Source organism: Pseudomonas sp. PP3, from assembly GCF_905336995.1.
GTDB lineage: Bacteria > Pseudomonadota > Gammaproteobacteria > Pseudomonadales > Pseudomonadaceae > Aquipseudomonas > Aquipseudomonas reinekei.
On record NZ_HG995459.1, the window covers coordinates 5,580,560 to 5,596,814 of the forward strand.

The 16,255-nt window shown below is 59.6% G+C and carries 10 protein-coding genes; 1 reads left to right on the forward strand and 9 read right to left on the reverse strand.

Features of this window, described 5'->3' with window-relative positions:
• Positions 1-160: 160 nt before the first annotated feature.
• Together mmsB and KHO07_RS25385 are read right to left on the reverse strand one after the other, a co-directional pair.
• The gene (mmsB, locus tag KHO07_RS25380) at positions 161-1,048 is read right to left on the reverse strand and encodes a 3-hydroxyisobutyrate dehydrogenase (RefSeq protein ID WP_150731738.1); all 888 of its coding nucleotides are present in this window, start codon (positions 1,046-1,048) and stop codon (positions 161-163) included.
• Between the two features lie 10 nt (positions 1,049-1,058).
• The gene (locus tag KHO07_RS25385) at positions 1,059-2,585 is read right to left on the reverse strand and encodes a CoA-acylating methylmalonate-semialdehyde dehydrogenase (RefSeq protein ID WP_150731737.1); all 1,527 of its coding nucleotides are present in this window, start codon (positions 2,583-2,585) and stop codon (positions 1,059-1,061) included.
• Between the two features lie 150 nt (positions 2,586-2,735).
• Here KHO07_RS25385 and KHO07_RS25390 point away from each other — a divergent pair, with 150 nt between their 5' ends.
• Entirely contained in the window at positions 2,736-3,683 is a 948-nt protein-coding gene (locus KHO07_RS25390) for a LysR family transcriptional regulator (RefSeq protein WP_150731736.1), read from the forward strand.
• A gap of 10 nt (positions 3,684-3,693) precedes the next feature.
• Here KHO07_RS25390 and KHO07_RS25395 read toward each other — a convergent pair whose 3' ends face one another.
• The 7 genes from KHO07_RS25395 to recC all read right to left on the reverse strand — a co-directional run bounded on the left by KHO07_RS25395 (position 3,694) and on the right by recC (position 16,255).
• Positions 3,694-4,404, reverse strand: coding sequence for a CatB-related O-acetyltransferase (locus tag KHO07_RS25395; protein WP_150731735.1), 711 nt, complete (start codon positions 4,402-4,404; stop codon positions 3,694-3,696).
• A gap of 138 nt (positions 4,405-4,542) precedes the next feature.
• Positions 4,543-5,043 (reverse strand): OmpA family protein, encoded by a 501-nt coding sequence (locus KHO07_RS25400; protein WP_150731734.1) that lies wholly within the window; start codon positions 5,041-5,043, stop codon positions 4,543-4,545.
• 17 nt (positions 5,044-5,060) lie between these two features.
• Positions 5,061-6,317 carry a diguanylate cyclase gene (locus KHO07_RS25405; RefSeq protein WP_150731733.1) on the reverse strand — a complete coding sequence of 419 codons (1,257 nt, stop codon included), beginning with the start codon at positions 6,315-6,317 and terminating at the stop codon, positions 5,061-5,063.
• A complete protein-coding gene (locus KHO07_RS25410) occupies positions 6,314-6,889 on the reverse strand; it encodes a YfiR family protein (RefSeq protein ID WP_212625845.1) in 576 nt (191 codons plus the stop codon). The genes KHO07_RS25405 and KHO07_RS25410 overlap by 4 nt, the downstream gene beginning before the upstream one ends.
• 119 nt (positions 6,890-7,008) lie before the next feature.
• Entirely contained in the window at positions 7,009-9,117 is a 2,109-nt protein-coding gene (gene recD, locus KHO07_RS25415; RefSeq protein ID WP_212625846.1) for an exodeoxyribonuclease V subunit alpha, read from the reverse strand.
• Positions 9,114-12,806 (reverse strand): exodeoxyribonuclease V subunit beta, encoded by a 3,693-nt coding sequence (recB, locus tag KHO07_RS25420; RefSeq protein ID WP_212625847.1) that lies wholly within the window; start codon positions 12,804-12,806, stop codon positions 9,114-9,116. Before recB ends, recD begins: the two co-directional genes overlap by 4 nt.
• Complete coding sequence (gene recC / locus KHO07_RS25425; RefSeq protein WP_212625848.1) at positions 12,803-16,255, reverse strand: exodeoxyribonuclease V subunit gamma; 3,453 nt, start codon at positions 16,253-16,255, stop codon at positions 12,803-12,805. The genes recB and recC overlap by 4 nt, the downstream gene beginning before the upstream one ends.

Here is a 16,255-nt window from a genome sequence, read left to right on the forward strand (position 1 = left end):
CATCCCTGTGGCGAGGGAGCTTGCTCCCGCTCGACTGCGTAGCAGTCGTAAATCAGCCAATGTGCTAAAACTGAACCACCGCATTCATCCGTTTTGGGTCCGCTTCGCGAACCAGCGGGAGCAAGCTCCCTCGCCACAAAAGCCTGCTCGCGACAAACGCCTACGATGGTTTGCGATAGCTGTTGATGATCGCCGAGAAGTCATGCCCCCCTTCCCCACGCAAACTCATCGCCTGATACAACTGCTGGGCCACCGCGCCAAGCACCACCGGTTGGTGCGCCTGTCTCGCCGCTTCCGTCGCCAGCCCCAAATCCTTGAGCATCAACTCGGCACCGAAACCGCCGGTATAGCCGCGTGACGCAGGCGCCGTTTCGACGATGCCCGGCCACGGGTTATACATTTCCGAACTCCAGCAACGGCCGGTGGAACTGTTGATGATGCCCGCCAGCACCTTGGTGTCGATGCCCAGTGCATCGCCAAGCGCCATGGCTTCGCTGACGCCGACCATGGAGATCCCCAGCAGCAGGTTGTTGCAGATTTTAGCGATTTGACCGGTGCCGACCTCGCCACAATGGACGATGTTGCGGCCCATCTGCGCGAGTACCGGTTGCAGGGTGGCGAACAGCTCAGCTGTGGCACCGACCATAAAGGTCAGCGTCCCTGCCGCCGCACCGCCGGTGCCGCCGGAAACCGGCGCATCGGCCATGGCCACGCCTTGCCTGGCAGCCGCGGCGGCCACGTCTCGTGCAGTCTGCGGATCGATGGTGCTGCAATCCACGGCCGGCACACCTTTGCCGATCCCGGCCAGCACGCCGTCTTCACCCAGCCACACGCTGCGTACATGCACTGCCGCCGGCAGCATGGTGATCACCAGCTCTGCCCCGTCAGCCGCTTCGCGGGCCGAGGCACTGATGCTGCCGCCCAGTTGCTCCAGTTCTGCCAGAACGGTTTTATTCAGGTCAACCAGGCGCAGCGTGTGGCCGGCCTTGATCAGGTTGCGCGCCATCGGCGCGCCCATGTTGCCGAGACCGATAAAAGCGATTTTCATGTCCGGCTCCTCAACGCAAATTGATCGTGGTGTTCACACCGTCGTTGACGCTGTCGTCATCGAACCAGCGACTGGTGACAGTCTTGGTCTGAGTGTAGAACTGCACCACTTGCTTACCATACGGGCCGAGGTCGCCGAGCTTGGAACCGCGCGAACCGGTAAAGCTGAAGAACGGCACCGGCACCGGAATCGGGATGTTGATACCGACCTGGCCGACGTCAATTTCAGTCTGGAATTTACGCGCCGCCGCACCACTCTGGGTGAACAGCCCGGTGCCGTTGCCGAACGGGTTGGCGTTGACCAGCGCAATGGCCTCATCGAGGGTGTTCACTTCCAGCACCACCAGCACCGGGCCGAATATTTCCTGGGTGTAGATCTGCATGTCGGTGGTCACGCCGGAGAACAGGGTCGGGCCGACAAAATTGCCCTTCTCGTAACCCGCCACCGTGATCTCACGACCGTCCAGCTCCAGCTTCGCACCTTCCTTGATGCCGCTCTCGATCAGGTCGAGAATCCGCGCCTTGGCTTTTTTCGAGATCACCGGCCCGACGTCGGTGCCCGGCTCGCTGCCGGCATTGACCTTAAGCTTCTGCGCCAGCGCCTTGAGGTCTGGCAGCCATTGTTTGGCGGCGCCCACCAGCACCACCACCGAGGTGGCCATGCAGCGTTGGCCGGCAGCACCGAAACCGGCGCCCACCAGCGCATTCAGCGCTTGTTCGCGATTGGCGTCCGGCAGCACCACGGCGTGGTTCTTGGCCCCCATCATCGATTGCACACGCTTGCCGTGTTTACCGGCCAGGTCGTAAACGTGCGTACCGACCGCGGTCGATCCGACGAAGGAAACGGCCTTGATGTCTTTGTGGGTGCAGAGCGCATCCACCACGTCCTTGCCGCCGTGCACCACGTTGAGCACGCCCGCCGGAACCCCGGCTTCGATAGCCAGCTCCACCAGCAGCATGGTCGACATTGGGTCCTGCTCGGACGGTTTGAGCACGAAGGTGTTGCCGCAGGCGATGGCCATCGGGAACATCCACAGCGGAATCATCGCCGGGAAGTTGAACGGGGTGATGCCAGCACACACGCCGATAGGTTGACGCAGCGTGTAGGTATCGACGCCGCCCGCCACGTTTTCCGCGAACTCGCCCATTTGCAGGCTGCCGATGGAGCAGGCGTGCTCGACCACTTCCAGGCCCCGGAAAATATCGCCTTCCGCGTCGGCAATGGTTTTGCCCTGCTCGGCGCTCAGCACCACGGCGATGCGCTTGGAGTGCTCGCGAATCAATGCCTGGAGTTTGAGCATGATGCGCATACGCGCACCGATCGGCGTCAGCTTCCAGGTCTGAAAGGCACGCTGGGCGGCGCCGATGGCAGCATCGACTTCTTCAGCGGTGGCAAACGGCACCTTGGCCAGGACTTGCTGGGTCGCCGGGTTGACGATGTCGTGCCACTCGGTGGATTGGGACTCGACCCACTCGCCGTCGATCAACAATTTGACCTTTTGTACGGTGGTGTCGTTGGGCGTGAGCGATGCGTTCATGTGGGTCTCCGGATGTTTGTTTTTATTTCAGGAGCCAAGGCGAGAAAGTCGCCTTGCGATGAGGCGTGTGCCGCGAATTGGTTGTCGGGCTGTTTTTGGAGTATAGATGTGCAAACTTCTAATAAGAACGCACATAAAAGCCGGTCCATCATGCAAAAAAACATCACGTCTTTAGGCTCACTGAACTGGGATGACCTCAAGTTTTTCCTTGAAGTTGCCCGGACCCGCAAGGCCAGTACCGCGGCCAAGCGCCTGGCTGTCGACTACACCACTGTGTCCCGGCGCATCAGTTCGCTGGAAGCGTCATTGGGGACTTTGCTGTTCGAGAAATCCCGGACCAGTGGCTTCGTCCTGACCGCTGAAGGCCAGCGCTTGCTCGGCTATGCCGAGTCGATCGAAAGCACGCTGCACATGGCCTGCGAACAGGTTTCAGGGTCTGGAGTGGCGCTGTCCGGGCATGTGCGCATGGGCTGCACCGAAGGCTTCGGCAGTTTCTTCATCACGCCGCAGTTGAGCCATTTCGTCGACACCTACCCGGCGATCTCCGTCGACATCCTGCCGCTGCCGCACTTCATCAGCCTGTCCAAGCGCGAAGCCGATATCGTCATCGCCCTGGAGCGTCCAGAGCATGGCCCCTACGTCTGCTGCAAACTCTGCGACTATCGGTTGCAACTGTACGCAACGCAGGAATACCTGGATAAACACTCGGCGATCCGCCGTCCGGCCGATCTGGCAAAGCACTCTTTTATCAGCTACGTCGACGATTTGGCGTTCAGTTCCGAACTGCTGTACCTGGCCAACGCACTCCCCGGCGCCAGTGCCAACTTGCGCAGCACCAGCGTAATTGCGCAGTTCGTCGCGGCGCAGCAGGGCCGATCGCTGGCGATCCTGCCGTGCTTCCTCGCCGCTCAGGATCCGCGTTTGCTGCCGGTGTTGCCGCAGGAGATCAACATCACCCGACAGTTCTGGATGTACTGCCGAGAGGATCTGCGCAAGCTCAAGCGGATCACCCTGTTGTGGGATTACATCCGCGAGGTCACGGAGCTCAATGGTCCGTTGCTGTTGGGCGAAACGAGGGAGTTGCGGTTTAACGACTAGCCCGTCGCGATCAGGCGGACAGTACTCGACAACCTTTGCGGCTGACTTCCAGTTGCTTGTAGCTCGCCAGATGGTCGCTACGCGCGTCCATCAACTCAGGCAAAGCGGCATCCGGGTCGTCCAGGCGCAAGGTCAGGAGGAAGTCGACGTTGCACTCCCACCATTTGCTGTTCAACAACGTTGATATGCGCTCAGGGGGATGTCGATACTTGATCACCTTCGCCGGGATGCCGGCGACGATGGCATAGGGAGGAACATCATGTGCGACCAGCGCACGCGTGGCGATGATGGCTCCGGTGCCCACATTGACACCTTCCATGATCATGGCGTCATGGCCGATCCAGACGTCATCGCCAATGGTGACGTCGACGATTTGCGGCTCGAATGACAACGGGGTATTGGTGAATTGAAAGGGATGCGAACTCACCCAATCCGAAGGATGAGTGTTTTTATCCTGGCCGATGTAGCAGTTGTTTCCGATAGAGCAGAATCGCCCTATCGATGAAACTGCGGACAGCACGCAATCGCTGCGAACATACGTGTGAGCGCCAATGCTCAGTTTTTTGGCATTGATGAGCACATTGCCGAGGGAGACGTTTTCCTCAAGCACCAATGTGGTTTTGGCACCGAGCGACGTCACTCCGCCACCCAACTTGCAGCGATGCTGGCGAAGCCACTTCTTCCAATAATGGTTCTGGCAGTAATTTATTATTTTTTTCATTGAGAACTCTTCGACTTCTGCATAGAACCTGAAACGCCCAGAGTGTAAAAACGACCCACACCCGATCGTTTTTCACTGATCGTCGAGTTTACGTGGGGACTGTGTCAGAAGTTCATGTCGGAAAAAATGACTCACACATTAATCGGCACTGACCACAATCGAGACCCGTCGATTTTCAGTGCGACCGGTGGCGGTATCGTTGGATGCCACGGGCTCACTGCTGCCAAGGCCGCGCAACTGGATGTTTTCCTGATTCATGCCGGCGGCCGCCAGAACGCTGCCGACACTTTTCGCGCGACGCAGGGAAAGTTGTTCGTTGTAGGCCTCTTTACCTGACGCATCCGTATGACCATCGACTCTTACGCGCTCAATCCCAACGCCCAGTAGCGACTTGCCAATGCGCTCGACAATCTGGGTGCTCTGCGCATTCAGACTGTCCATATCACTGCCAAACAGTACCTTGCCCGACAGACCAAATGCCCAGCCCTCATCGGTCATCTCGAAACCCTGCTGTTTCAGTACCGCTATTTGCGCCGGGGTCAGGCCCTTTTGCGGTGGGGTCTGGCAACCGGTGAGGGTCAATACGGCAAGGACCAGAGTGATCGTGAACAGTCGGAAGGATCGGATAAAAGAAAACACGGAAATAAGCTCCTGAGTTAAACGTCGGCGACAGGGTGCTCCGACCCCGCCGTGTGCTGTGCGCCTCGGGCAAGACGCTTGGCTTGGTACATCGCTTCGTCCGCTGCATTGAGCAACGTGCCCGGTGTCACGCCATGATCGGGGTACACGGCGATACCGATACTGAGTGAGGTCAATGCCTGGTGATCACCCGGCAACAGAATGGGCGCTTCCATGCTGGCAATGATTTTGTCGGCAATTCGCTCAGCGTCTTCGGTCTTGTGCAGGGGCGCCAGCAACACCGCAAATTCATCGCCGCCCAGGCGCGCCACCAGGTCCTCTTCGCGCAGTTGGGCGCGAACGCGCTTGGCCACGGCCACCAACACCGCATCGCCAGCAGCATGGCCGAAGTTATCGTTGATTTCCTTGAACCGGTCGCTGTCGAGAAACAGCACGGCGACGCGCTCGTCGAGCTTGTTGGCATTGCGCAACGCTCGCATCAGGCGGCCTTCGAAAAACGCCCGGTTCGGCAACCCCGTGAGACTGTCATGACTGGCCTGGTGGGCCAGGGTTTCGTTCTCGTTTTGCAGATGGGTCTGCCAGGACTCGAGTTCATCGAGCAGGGCATTGAAGTCGCTGCCGAGGTTATCGAGTTCGGCAATGGTGGCGGCAGGTACGCGCCGATCGAAAGCCCGCTCGCTGCGAACGGCGTGTGCCACAGACGCCAGGCTGCGCAGCGGGCCGATGATCCCGCGAAGTTGCCGACGCGCCAGATAGAGCGCGACCCACGCACTGATGGCGGTGCACAGGACGATGCCCACCAGGCCACTGAGCAAAAAGCGCATCAAACTGCCGCCATGGCCGATGAGCACGATGCTGCCGATCTCCCGGCCTTGGTGAACGATCGGCATGTTGATCGGCTTTTCCAGAAAAGCCTTGGCCAACTGCATTTCAAGATCGGACACCAACCCGGTTTCCGGTCGCTGCCACCGCGCCAGCAACCGGCCGTGCGTGTCCAGAACCTGGGCATCGGCGACCTCTTCGGTGGAGGCGATCAGCGCCAATGCCTCCGTCGCGGCGGATTTGTCGTTGAACACCACTGCAGCTTCCACGGTGTAATTGATCGAGCGTGCGATCAGATGCAGGTTGTGATCGGCATACACCCGCAAGGCCAGAACACCCAGCAGCGTCAGCGACACACTGGCCATGGCCACACCCACCAGCGCAACGGTCAAATGACCGCGACCGATGACCGAGCGCAAGGTCGGGCGAGCCCCCCGTTTGAACAGGCTCATGTCGCCACCGGCTTGCGTCGGGATAATTGCAGCACGCTCGGATGAATCCGCACACCACTGCGGGCAACAGAGTCGAGGTTGACCTCGAAGGACACTTGTTCGTCGGTGACGCGCAGACAAAAAAGGCTGCCAACCGTGCACTGATCATCGCTTTCGCTGATGCTCAATACCGGGCGCCCAGTGAGCGAAGCGAACAGCCGACTGCGTTCGTCGTTGGTCAGTTTGCCGATGTACACCGCATTGCACTCACCCGCGATGGACGGGTTGTCGGCCAACAGCCGTTGCACCGTCACAGGCCGACCGGTCGCCTGGGTCGTGCCTTTGACCAGATCGTCGGTGTATTCAGTGGGGCCAATGACACAGAGGCGTAGTTGCGCGGGCTCAACAGGCCAACGGGCATAACTGAGAATCCCGAGCACCACCTGAGTCACTGACTCGGCACGCTGGTCGGCCATGCCCGACGGGGTTTGCGGCTGAGCGAAAGCGGCAGCAGACAGCAAGCTGAGAAGTCCGGCGAGCAGTGCTTGTTTGCAGCCAGCGATACGCTCTGTCGCCCGGACAGCCACCTTCATGCAGGGATACTCTTCGATCGTTACCAGATGATGCCGCAACGATAGCACAGCGGCGAAACACCAGCGAGGCCGGGCACTACGCCACTTCGGACAGTTTGCGTCACCTCGCGTCGCCGCTTTCAGTCGGTCGTATCGCTGCCTTCTTTCAGTTCCAGCATCAGCCCGCTCAAGCGCTTGACCTTGCGTCGCACCGCTTCTTCAAACACCCCGGCGCGCGGCTCGATCAAGGTGAACCAGTCCTTGGCCCGGGTGATGCCGGTATAGATCAGTTCCTTGGTCAGCACCGGGTTCAGCGCATCAGGAAGAATCAACGCCGTGTGGGTAAACTCCGATCCCTGGGATTTGTGCACGGTCATGGCATAAACGGTTTCTACATCATTGAGCCGACTCGGCAGAACAAAACGCACACCGCCCTGCCCGTCGTTACGCGGAAACGCCACGCGAAGAACCTGCCGACCTGCTTGCGGCCCCTCACGCTCGGGGAGCTTGAGTGCAATGCCGATGTCACCGTTCATCAATCCCAGGCCGTAATCATTACGGGTCATCAGCACTGGCCGGCCTTCGTACCATTGCTGGTCACTGTCGATCAAACGCGCCTTCAGCAGTGCATCGGTAACTCGCTGGTTCAACCCCTCCACACCCCAAGGCCCTTTACGAACGGCGCACAACAACTGAAAGGCGTCGAAGGCTTGCAGGACCTGTCGAGCCCAGTCCGTCCAGCGCGGATCATCATAAGGACTATCAAGCGCCGGCCGCTGGTTGCGCAGCAGGTTCAGATAGTGCCTGTAGCCTTGCGCGCCCTCTCCATGACCTTCGAGCAACAAGCGTTCCAGCGCCCTGTCCTGTTCATTCTTGAGGGGCAAACTGAAGACATCGTCGTGGCTTCGCACAGCCAACAGCTTGCGGGCTTCCTCAGGTTGTTGCTGGTTCACCCAGCGGGCCAACTGGCCAATGCCGCTGCCCTCGCCGAATCGCCGCGAGTGACGCAACATCACCACTTGCTGGGCGAGTGGATGTGTACCCTGGGTGTCTTCCTGCAAGCCGCTGGCCTCCAGACTTTCGCCACTGACCGCCTCCAGCCATTGGCGTGTGCGCGGGCTGTACCAACCGGCCTCGGCATCACGACACAGGTCGCCCAGCACTGCACCGGCCTCCACTGACGCCAACTGGTCCTTGTCCCCCAGCAGCACCAGTCGAGCATGAGCCGGCAGTGCATCCAGCAGATTGGCCATCATTTCCAGGTCAATCATCGACGCTTCGTCCACCACCAACACATCCAGCGGTAACCGATTGCCGGCGTGGTGCCGGAAATGTCGCGTCCCCGGACGACTGCCGAGCAGACGGTGAACGGTGGTGACATCGGACGGAATTTTATCGCGAATGGCGTCGGCGACTTTCAGCGTTCGTACTTGCTGGCTGATGGACTCCGTCAGCCGCGCTGCGGCTTTGCCGGTCGGTGCGGCGAGGCGAATGCGCAACGGCTTGCCAGCCTCCACGGCCGGCGCCTGGAGCAACGCCAGCAAGCGCACGACCGTCGTGGTCTTGCCGGTTCCCGGACCACCGGTGACGATACTGAAAGCGCTGCGAGTGGCGAGGGCACAAGCGAGTTTTTGCCAGTCGATCAGCTCACCCGGTCGGGCCGGGCCGAACAAACCGGTGAGGCGCTCAAGCAAGTCATCCGCAGCGGCTTCGTGTGTTGCCAGACGCTCACGCAATGCGTTGTCGATACGTCGCTCATAGGCCCAATAGCGGCGCAGATACAGACGCTTGCCCGATAACACCAATGGTCGCGTCTGCACGACCTCTCGCTCGTCGGCTGCCAACGCAACCAGACGGCTCGCCGCCAGAACCTTGCACCAATGGGCGCCATCCAAAGCTTCCAGCAACTGCGAAGGCAGCAACATCACGCCACTTTGCAGATCACCTTCCGGTGGCAGTGACAGGGCAAAGTCGGGCTCTTTGAGTGTCTCGAACAGGTCCAGGCATACATGCCCGTGTCCCAGTTGGTGGCTGGTCAACGCAGCAGCCAGCAGCACCAAAGGGTCATCATCCGGTGCCAGCTCATGAAGAAATGCTACGAAGGCTTTGTCCAGCGCTCGCAGCCAGCCACGCTCGACCCAACGCGTCAGCAGCAGCAACAGGTCGTCCGCACAACTCAAGGGGGCAAGGTCAGCCAGACTGTCCGCCGCCAATGAAGTGGGCAGCAAATCGGCGAAGGTGCGGCTCATAGCAATACTCCCTGTTCCCACGCGGGCTCTGTCCTGGGCTCCGGTTTACCCTGGAACATCCGGTCCAGTCGCTCGATCAACTCCCTGGGCGGACGGGCGAAATAAACACCCTGACTCGGTGCTCGCGTCCCCCGAAGGAAAAGGTACAACGCACCGCCGACATGTCGATCGTAATCGTAATCGGCCAGCCGGGCCTTGAGTTGACGATGCAGGGCCAACAGGTACAACACGTATTGCAGGTCGTAGCGGTTGTCGAGAATCGACTGCTCCATGGCCTGCTCGGTATAGGCCTGGTCGTCAGCCCCGAGCCAGTTGGATTTGTAGTCGGCAACGTAGTAGCGGCCATCGTGCTCGAACGTCAGGTCGATGAAACCCTTGAACATTCCATTGAGCAGTACCGGCTCTGCCGCCACCCGGGCCACGCCGTTGTGCGTGAACTGACGCACCAGCGCGTCGAGTTTGAGTACATCTACCTTGTGGCTGGCGAACCAGAACTCCATCTCGACCTGATACTGGTTCAACTGCTCGAAAATCACCGGGGCTTGTCCGGCACCCACGTGTAGAGGCGACTTGAGCAGATGCACAAGCCAGTCACTCAGCGTGGTAATCCAGCCTTCCCAGCCACGGCGATTACAACGACGGCCAATCGCATCTTCCACGGCTTGCGGCGGAGCAGAAAAACCTTCACCGCCAGCCCATTCGAGCAAGCCATGAAGAAAAGTGCCCGGGTTCGGGCCACGAGGGAATCGATGAATATCGGCACCGCCAGCAGCCATCTCTCGGGGCGCTTGTGGGTCGAGGCGTTCGTCGTCAAACAGCTTCTGCGCTTGGGGACTCTCAGGCGCTTCGTCCGTACCACTGCTCAGGATGTCGCTGATGCGCAAGGCGCTGTAGGAGGCGATCCACCAATTTTCGCTGGCCTTGCGCAGTGGAATCAATGGTGCGAGCAATGCGGCGGTGTTCAGCGGCGGATGGTAATGCTCGCTGGTGATGTCCGGCATCTCACTGCAATGGATCGCTGGACAACCTTGTTGCAGCTCACGTAACCAAATGCTCAAGCCCGTCGACTCGCTCAACGGCGTGCCGCCACCCAACAGATAACCCAGCGCCGACAGGTGCAGCACCGAGCCGTTGTTATTGCCGCGCTTGAGATCCGTAACCCCCAACCAGCAAGCATGTTGCGCCCGGGTCAGGGCGACATACAGCAAGCGCAGATCTTCGGCCAGGCGCTCTTCGTCGGCCAGGGCGATCAACTCTGGCGTGGGGCTCAGGGTCACTTGAGCCTTGCCCGTGGCATCGTGGTAATGCAGCGGTAGCCGACTGCCATCCACCGGTTTTGCCGAGCAAATGAACGGCAGGAATACCAGGGGATACTCAAGCCCCTTGGACTTGTGAATGGTCACGACCTTGACCAGTTGCTCGTCGCTCTCCAGACGCAGAATCTGCTCTTCGCCGGCTTGACCGGACAACGCCAGATGCTCGGACAAGTGCCGAATCAGGGCCTGTTCACCGTCCAGTTCGGCGGCCGCTTGCTGCAGCAATTCGGACAGGTGCAAAAGGTTGGTCAATACCCGTTCGCCGTCGCTGCGGGCGATCAACGTCTGGGGAAGCTGGAAGTCGTGCAACAAGCGTCGCAGCATCGGCAACACGCCCTGCTTGCGCCACAACTCGCGATAGCCGCGGAACTGCATGACCCGGGATTCCCAGGCCAGTTCGTCCTGGTTCAACTGCTCAAGGTCCGCCAATGACAAATTGAGGGTGATGCAAGCCAGCGCGGCTCGCAGCGGTCGTTCGACATCGGGCTCGGCGCAGGCTTTGAGCCAGGTCAGTACGTCGTGCGCTTCCTGCGCGGCGAATACCGAATCCTTGTCCGAAAGATAAACACTGCGCACACCCCGGGCTGATAGCTCGGCACGTACGGCCTGAGCTTCCTTGCCATCGCGTACGAGAATGGCGATGTCCGCAGGCATCAGCCCCACAAGGTCACGACCTTCCCGTGCGAAGCCCACACGAGCTTGTTGCCCGCCATTGAGCAAGGCGGTGATTTCACTGGCGCACGCGGCGGCCAGTTGCTGGCGGTAAACAGCACCGGACAACGGCTGCTCGGCAGACAAATGCCAGATATTCAGCGCAGGGACGGTTTGCCCGTCGACGTACAGAACCTCCTTGCGCCCCTGCGATGCCACCGGCAGGAACGGCACTGGGTTCTCACCATTGTTTTCGCGAAACAGAAAAGCCCCGCGCCCCGATTCGCGCGACTCGGCACATTCGAATACATGGTTCACTGCTCCGACCATGCCATGGCTGGAGCGGAAGTTGGTGCCCAGGGTGTGCAGGCGCCCGGTGGTCGCCTGTCGCGCACGAAGATAGGTGTAGATATCGGCGCCACGGAACGCGTAGATCGCCTGCTTCGGATCGCCGATCAGGAACAGCCCGCTTTCTGGACTGTTGTCTTCAATGCGGTAGATGCTTTCGAAGATCCGGTACTGGACCGGGTCCGTATCCTGGAATTCGTCAATCAACGCCACCGGGAATTGCTCACGGATCAAGGTCGCCAACCGCTCACCGCCATCGGATTGCAACGCCGCATCGAGGCGCAGCAACATGTCGTCAAAGCCCATTTCCGCACGGCGACGTTTTTCCTCCTCGAACCGCGCGCCGACCCAATGAGCAGCGTGTTGCAGCACCGCAGCATCAGGCGTCGGCAAGTTGTCGAGACTGGCTTTCAACCCGGGCATGGCGTCCAGCCCCGGATGATTGGGAACCTCACCTGTCTTCCAGGCTTGCGCCATGCCGTCAGGGGTCAGCCGCGTGAAGCCGGTGCCAATGTCCAGTTGCTCAAGGGCTTCGTCCTCGGCCCAGGCTTTGATCTTCTCGAACCAGGGTTCGAAATAACGCGCCTGCATCTTGCGACCGTCGACACTTTTGCTGGCAACCCCTTCGTGACAGATCACCAGTAGCTCATCAGCCCATTGACGCCAAGGCTGCTTGAGCTCGATCAATGCAGCCCGCCGGTCCTGCAAACATTCGGTAATCAACTCGGCAGGTGCCTTGCCCTCAACGTTGCCCCGCTCGCTGGCGAACAAGCCACGGACCCGCGGCAACAAGGCGGCTGGCCCACCCCAGTTATTGCGTACCCAGTTCAGTGCATCGCCCTGCATCGGATAGCAAAACAATCGCCAGTAGTCGCGCAACACCTCACCCAACAGGTCGCTGTGATCGGTTTCCAGTGTCTGTGTAAACAGACTGCCACTGTCAAATGCGTGTTCGCGCAACATGCGCTGGCACCAACTGTGGATGGTCGAGACAGCAGCCTCATCCATCCACTGGGCTGCAATATCCAGACGATTTGCGCAACCGGACCACTGCTCGGGCGGGTACTGTTCACGCAACTCGGCGATCAGGCCATCGGGGGCCGGTGTTTCATCGCGGAAAAACCGCGCGGCCTCAGCCAACCGTGTACGAATGCGCTCTCGCAGCTCTTTGGTGGCGGCATCGGTGAAGGTCACCACGAGGATTTGCGGAGGCAAGAGCTCACGCCCGAAACCGCTGGACTCCGCGCCATGGCCAAGCACCAGGCGCAGGTAAAGCGCAGAAATAGTGAACGTCTTGCCTGTCCCGGCGCTGGCCTCGATCAACTGACTGCCACGCAGCGGGAACGCAAGGGCAAGAGGTGGCTGAGTACTCATGAGCGCGCCTCCTCAGTGGACAAGGAACGCCAAGGCGCCTCAAGTAAAGGGCGATAAAGAGCGTCGCACCAACCCGTAAATGTCTCGTCGGCGACCAGAGCGTCGTAATCAGTGAACTGACGCGCGAGCGCCACGCTTTCCCGGCGCTCACCGTCAGTGGTCAACCCGTCGCCTTCATAGGCATTGCGGGCGGCCGCTTCGGCTTTGACTGGCTCACTCTGACCCAGCCAGGCAAAGGCTGTTTTCACTGCAACTGGAAGGGGCTGACGCATGCCCGATTGCCAGGCCAGCAAAAGGTCCTCGAGAATTCGCCGCGCTGGTTCAGCATCCATTGGAGCGAGCACCAGACTGTCATCACTGGCCACCAGCGCTGTGGTCATCGACAGACCGCTTGCGCAGGCGACCAGATGATTGACCCAGGGGCGGGTCAGGCGATGCCATTTTCGGGACTTGATCGACCCAATGCTGTTAGGGATTGTCGTGATGGACAGCAAACCACCGTCAGCCCGTTGATGCAGACCGCTGAGCCAGCCTTCGATACGCAGGGCATGCAACTCCAGGCTCACCGGCAGTGCACTGGTCAGTGGCGTAGGCCACAAGGTCAGCAATTGTTGATAGCGCTGCAGCAAATCCGGTAACGGTTCGATCAGTTCCCGCTGAAGGCTCTCACCGAATCCTGCCATCGGCAGCAGGCCGCCGTTTTGCAGGCGCCTGGCTTGCACTTCCAGCGCCTGATCGCTGTTATCCAGATCCGCCAGTCCCGCTTCAAGCAAGCTGTCACTGAGGCTGTATCGCTGCAACGCATCCAGGACAAATGGCTCCTCATCCGCCAAAGGCACTTCGGCAGACTCAAAGAACACCTTCAACCGCTGACTGAAGAAATGACGCACAGGGTTACGCAGGAAATCCTGCAGTTGGCCGAGACTCAGCGGTTCATCCTGCACGTGGGCATCAAGCCTCTCGATATCAGCCGCTTGCTCAGCGAATTGATGCAGCACCTGCCACTCACTGGCGTAACTGAACAGGTCATCGCCTTCATGAAAATAGCGAGCGCTGAAAGGCTGGAGAGGGTGTTCCTGCGTGATCGCCTCAAGCAAGTCTTCGTCGCTCTGGGCCAATCGCCAACCGCTCGCGAGGTGATCACGTAGTTGGCCGATCAAGACTGATGCTGGGCGCTCGCTGTTGTCGCGAATGCTGCGGCCGACCCAACTGATGTAAAGCTGATCACGGGCAGACAACAATGCCTCCAGCAGCAAGTAGCGGTCATCTTCGCGTCGCGAGCGATCGCCGGGGCGGTAATCACTGCCCATCAGGTCGAAGTCCAGCGGTGGCTGAGCACGTGGGTAATCACCGTCATTCATGCCCAGCAAGCAGACCAGTTTGAACGGGATCGCTCGCATGGGCATCAAGGTGCAGAAGTTGACGGCACCGGCCAAAAAGCGCTGAGACAAACGCCCTTGATCGAGTCCCGCAAGCCAGGCTTCTCGCACAACCGTCAGCGGTAATTCGTCTTGCAGGCCTACCGCCTCACAATTCTCGAGCCAGGCCTCACGCAACGCTTCAAGCTGAGTCAGCAAGTAGTCGTCGTGCTCGTTACTGGCCTGAAAAAACAACGACACCAGCGCCTGTAATCGCACGCTCCATTGTTCGGGTGATGCCGGTTGTGTCAGTTCCCGGTGTGCAATTTCCAGCGCATCGAGCAGCGCAACCAACGGACCTATGAGCGCAGCATCCAGGCCACCGATTTCGTCATAGGGCTCGATACCTTCACAGGCATTGGCGCTGCCGACGGCATAACCGAGCAACATTCGCCGCAGACCAAAACGCCAACTGTTTTGCTCCAGGGATTGCGGCAATCCGAGGCCGGCCCGTTGCTCAGCATTCATGCCCCAACGAATACCCGCACCCTCGATCCAGCGATGCAGAGTGGGCAGGTCGCGCTCCTCGACACCAAAACGGGCGCGCAAGGCAGGAACGTCGAGCAGATCAAGGATCTCGCTAACCGGGAAACGGCTGTCAGGCAGTTTGAGCAAATGTTCGACAGCGATCAGCAGCGGATCACGACCACGTTGGCCCTGGTCAGCAAGCGTGAACGGAATGAATCGCGGGTCTTGCCGGTCAAGCTGACCGAACACTGCTCGAATATGCGGCGCATAGCTGTCGATATCCGGGACCATGACAATTACATCGCGTGGACGCAATTGTGGGTTGGCGCTGAAACGCGCGAGCAATTGATCGTGAAGTATCTCTACTTCTCGCTGTGCGCTATGAGCAATGTGAAAACGGATGGAGTCATCGGCATGAAGATCTACAGCAGCCCAGCGTTCGCGGGTTTCGTTCAGGGGACGTAATTCGAGGATGTCATCCTGCAATTGATTGAGCATGTTCAGTGGCTGACTGTCGCTGAACAGATCGATGCGACCGTCGCGAAATGCCGAACGGTAACTGTTGGGGTCGTCGTAGCTATCCAGCAGGTTGATGTAGTCGCGCCCTTGCTTGCCCCAGGCAGCCAACAGCGGATGAGCATGTTGATGAAGCGTTTCGGAGTCGAGAACAACCGGCATTCCATTCTTGCGAGCCTGCCGCTTGTATTGATGCCTCAGCAGGTCTTTATCGGCGACGATATCAGCCCAATGGTGACGACAAGGGTTATGTACGCACAGCAGAACCTGGCTGAATCGCGCCAGTCCTGCCAAGGCCTCCAGGGCTTGTGCTGGAAGCGAAGAGATCCCGAACACGATTACCCGTGAAGGCAACCCGGTGGGTGCTACATCGAGGCTGTTGATGCGTTCGACAAAGCGCTGATGGACGCCGGCACGGCTTTGCGCCATGCCCTCTTCACCCACATCCAGCAACAGTGCACGCCACAACTCGGCTTGCCAGCAATTGGCCGCAGTCAGCGGCTTGGCTTCACCCCTTGCGTTACGTAACTGGTGCCGGCCTTCTGCCCAGTCTTCGAGCCAGTCGGCGCGGTACACCTGATACTGGTCGAACAGATCTGCCAGTCGTTCGGCTAACTGATAGCGTTTGCGCAGGTCGGTGTCATTGGTCAGGAAGCGCTGGAGTGGTTCGAAATGTGGCTCATTGATCAACTGTGGAAGCAGACGCATCAGACGCCAGGTCAGCGGGGCTTTATCAAGCAGAGACTTGGCCGGAATTTCGTCGCGCCCCAAGACCATGCGATACAGCTGCCACATGAAACTACCCGGCAATTGCACGTCGATGGCGGCGGCGATTCCACAGCCACCCATGTCGTCATCTTCAGCGTCTTCAGCCAAAGCCAGCTTCAGCCATTGCGCAATACCGTTGCTCTGCACAAGGGCGATTTCATTTTCCAGGGGAGCCAGCGGGTAGCGCCGCATCCAGCTCACCACCAGGCTGCGTAGCTCGTCCAGGCGGTTACCGTGAACCACCATAAAACCAGCACTGAGGGACGTCGCGTCCGGCAT

Coding starts and splice junctions, on each gene's coding strand:
- mmsB (WP_150731738.1), bottom strand. CDS start 1,048: ATGAAAATCGCTTTTATCGGTCTCGGCAACATGGGCGCGCCGATGGCG.
- KHO07_RS25385 (WP_150731737.1), bottom strand. CDS start 2,585: ATGAACGCATCGCTCACGCCCAACGACACCACCGTACAAAAGGTCAAA.
- KHO07_RS25390 (WP_150731736.1), top strand. CDS start 2,736: ATGCAAAAAAACATCACGTCTTTAGGCTCACTGAACTGGGATGACCTC.
- KHO07_RS25395 (WP_150731735.1), bottom strand. CDS start 4,404: ATGAAAAAAATAATAAATTACTGCCAGAACCATTATTGGAAGAAGTGG.
- KHO07_RS25405 (WP_150731733.1), bottom strand. CDS start 6,317: ATGAGCCTGTTCAAACGGGGGGCTCGCCCGACCTTGCGCTCGGTCATC.
- KHO07_RS25410 (WP_212625845.1), bottom strand. CDS start 6,889: ATGAAGGTGGCTGTCCGGGCGACAGAGCGTATCGCTGGCTGCAAACAA.
- recD (WP_212625846.1), bottom strand. CDS start 9,117: ATGAGCCGCACCTTCGCCGATTTGCTGCCCACTTCATTGGCGGCGGAC.
- recB (WP_212625847.1), bottom strand. CDS start 12,806: ATGAGTACTCAGCCACCTCTTGCCCTTGCGTTCCCGCTGCGTGGCAGT.
- recC (WP_212625848.1), bottom strand. CDS start 16,255: ATGCCGGACGCGACGTCCCTCAGTGCTGGTTTTATGGTGGTTCACGGT.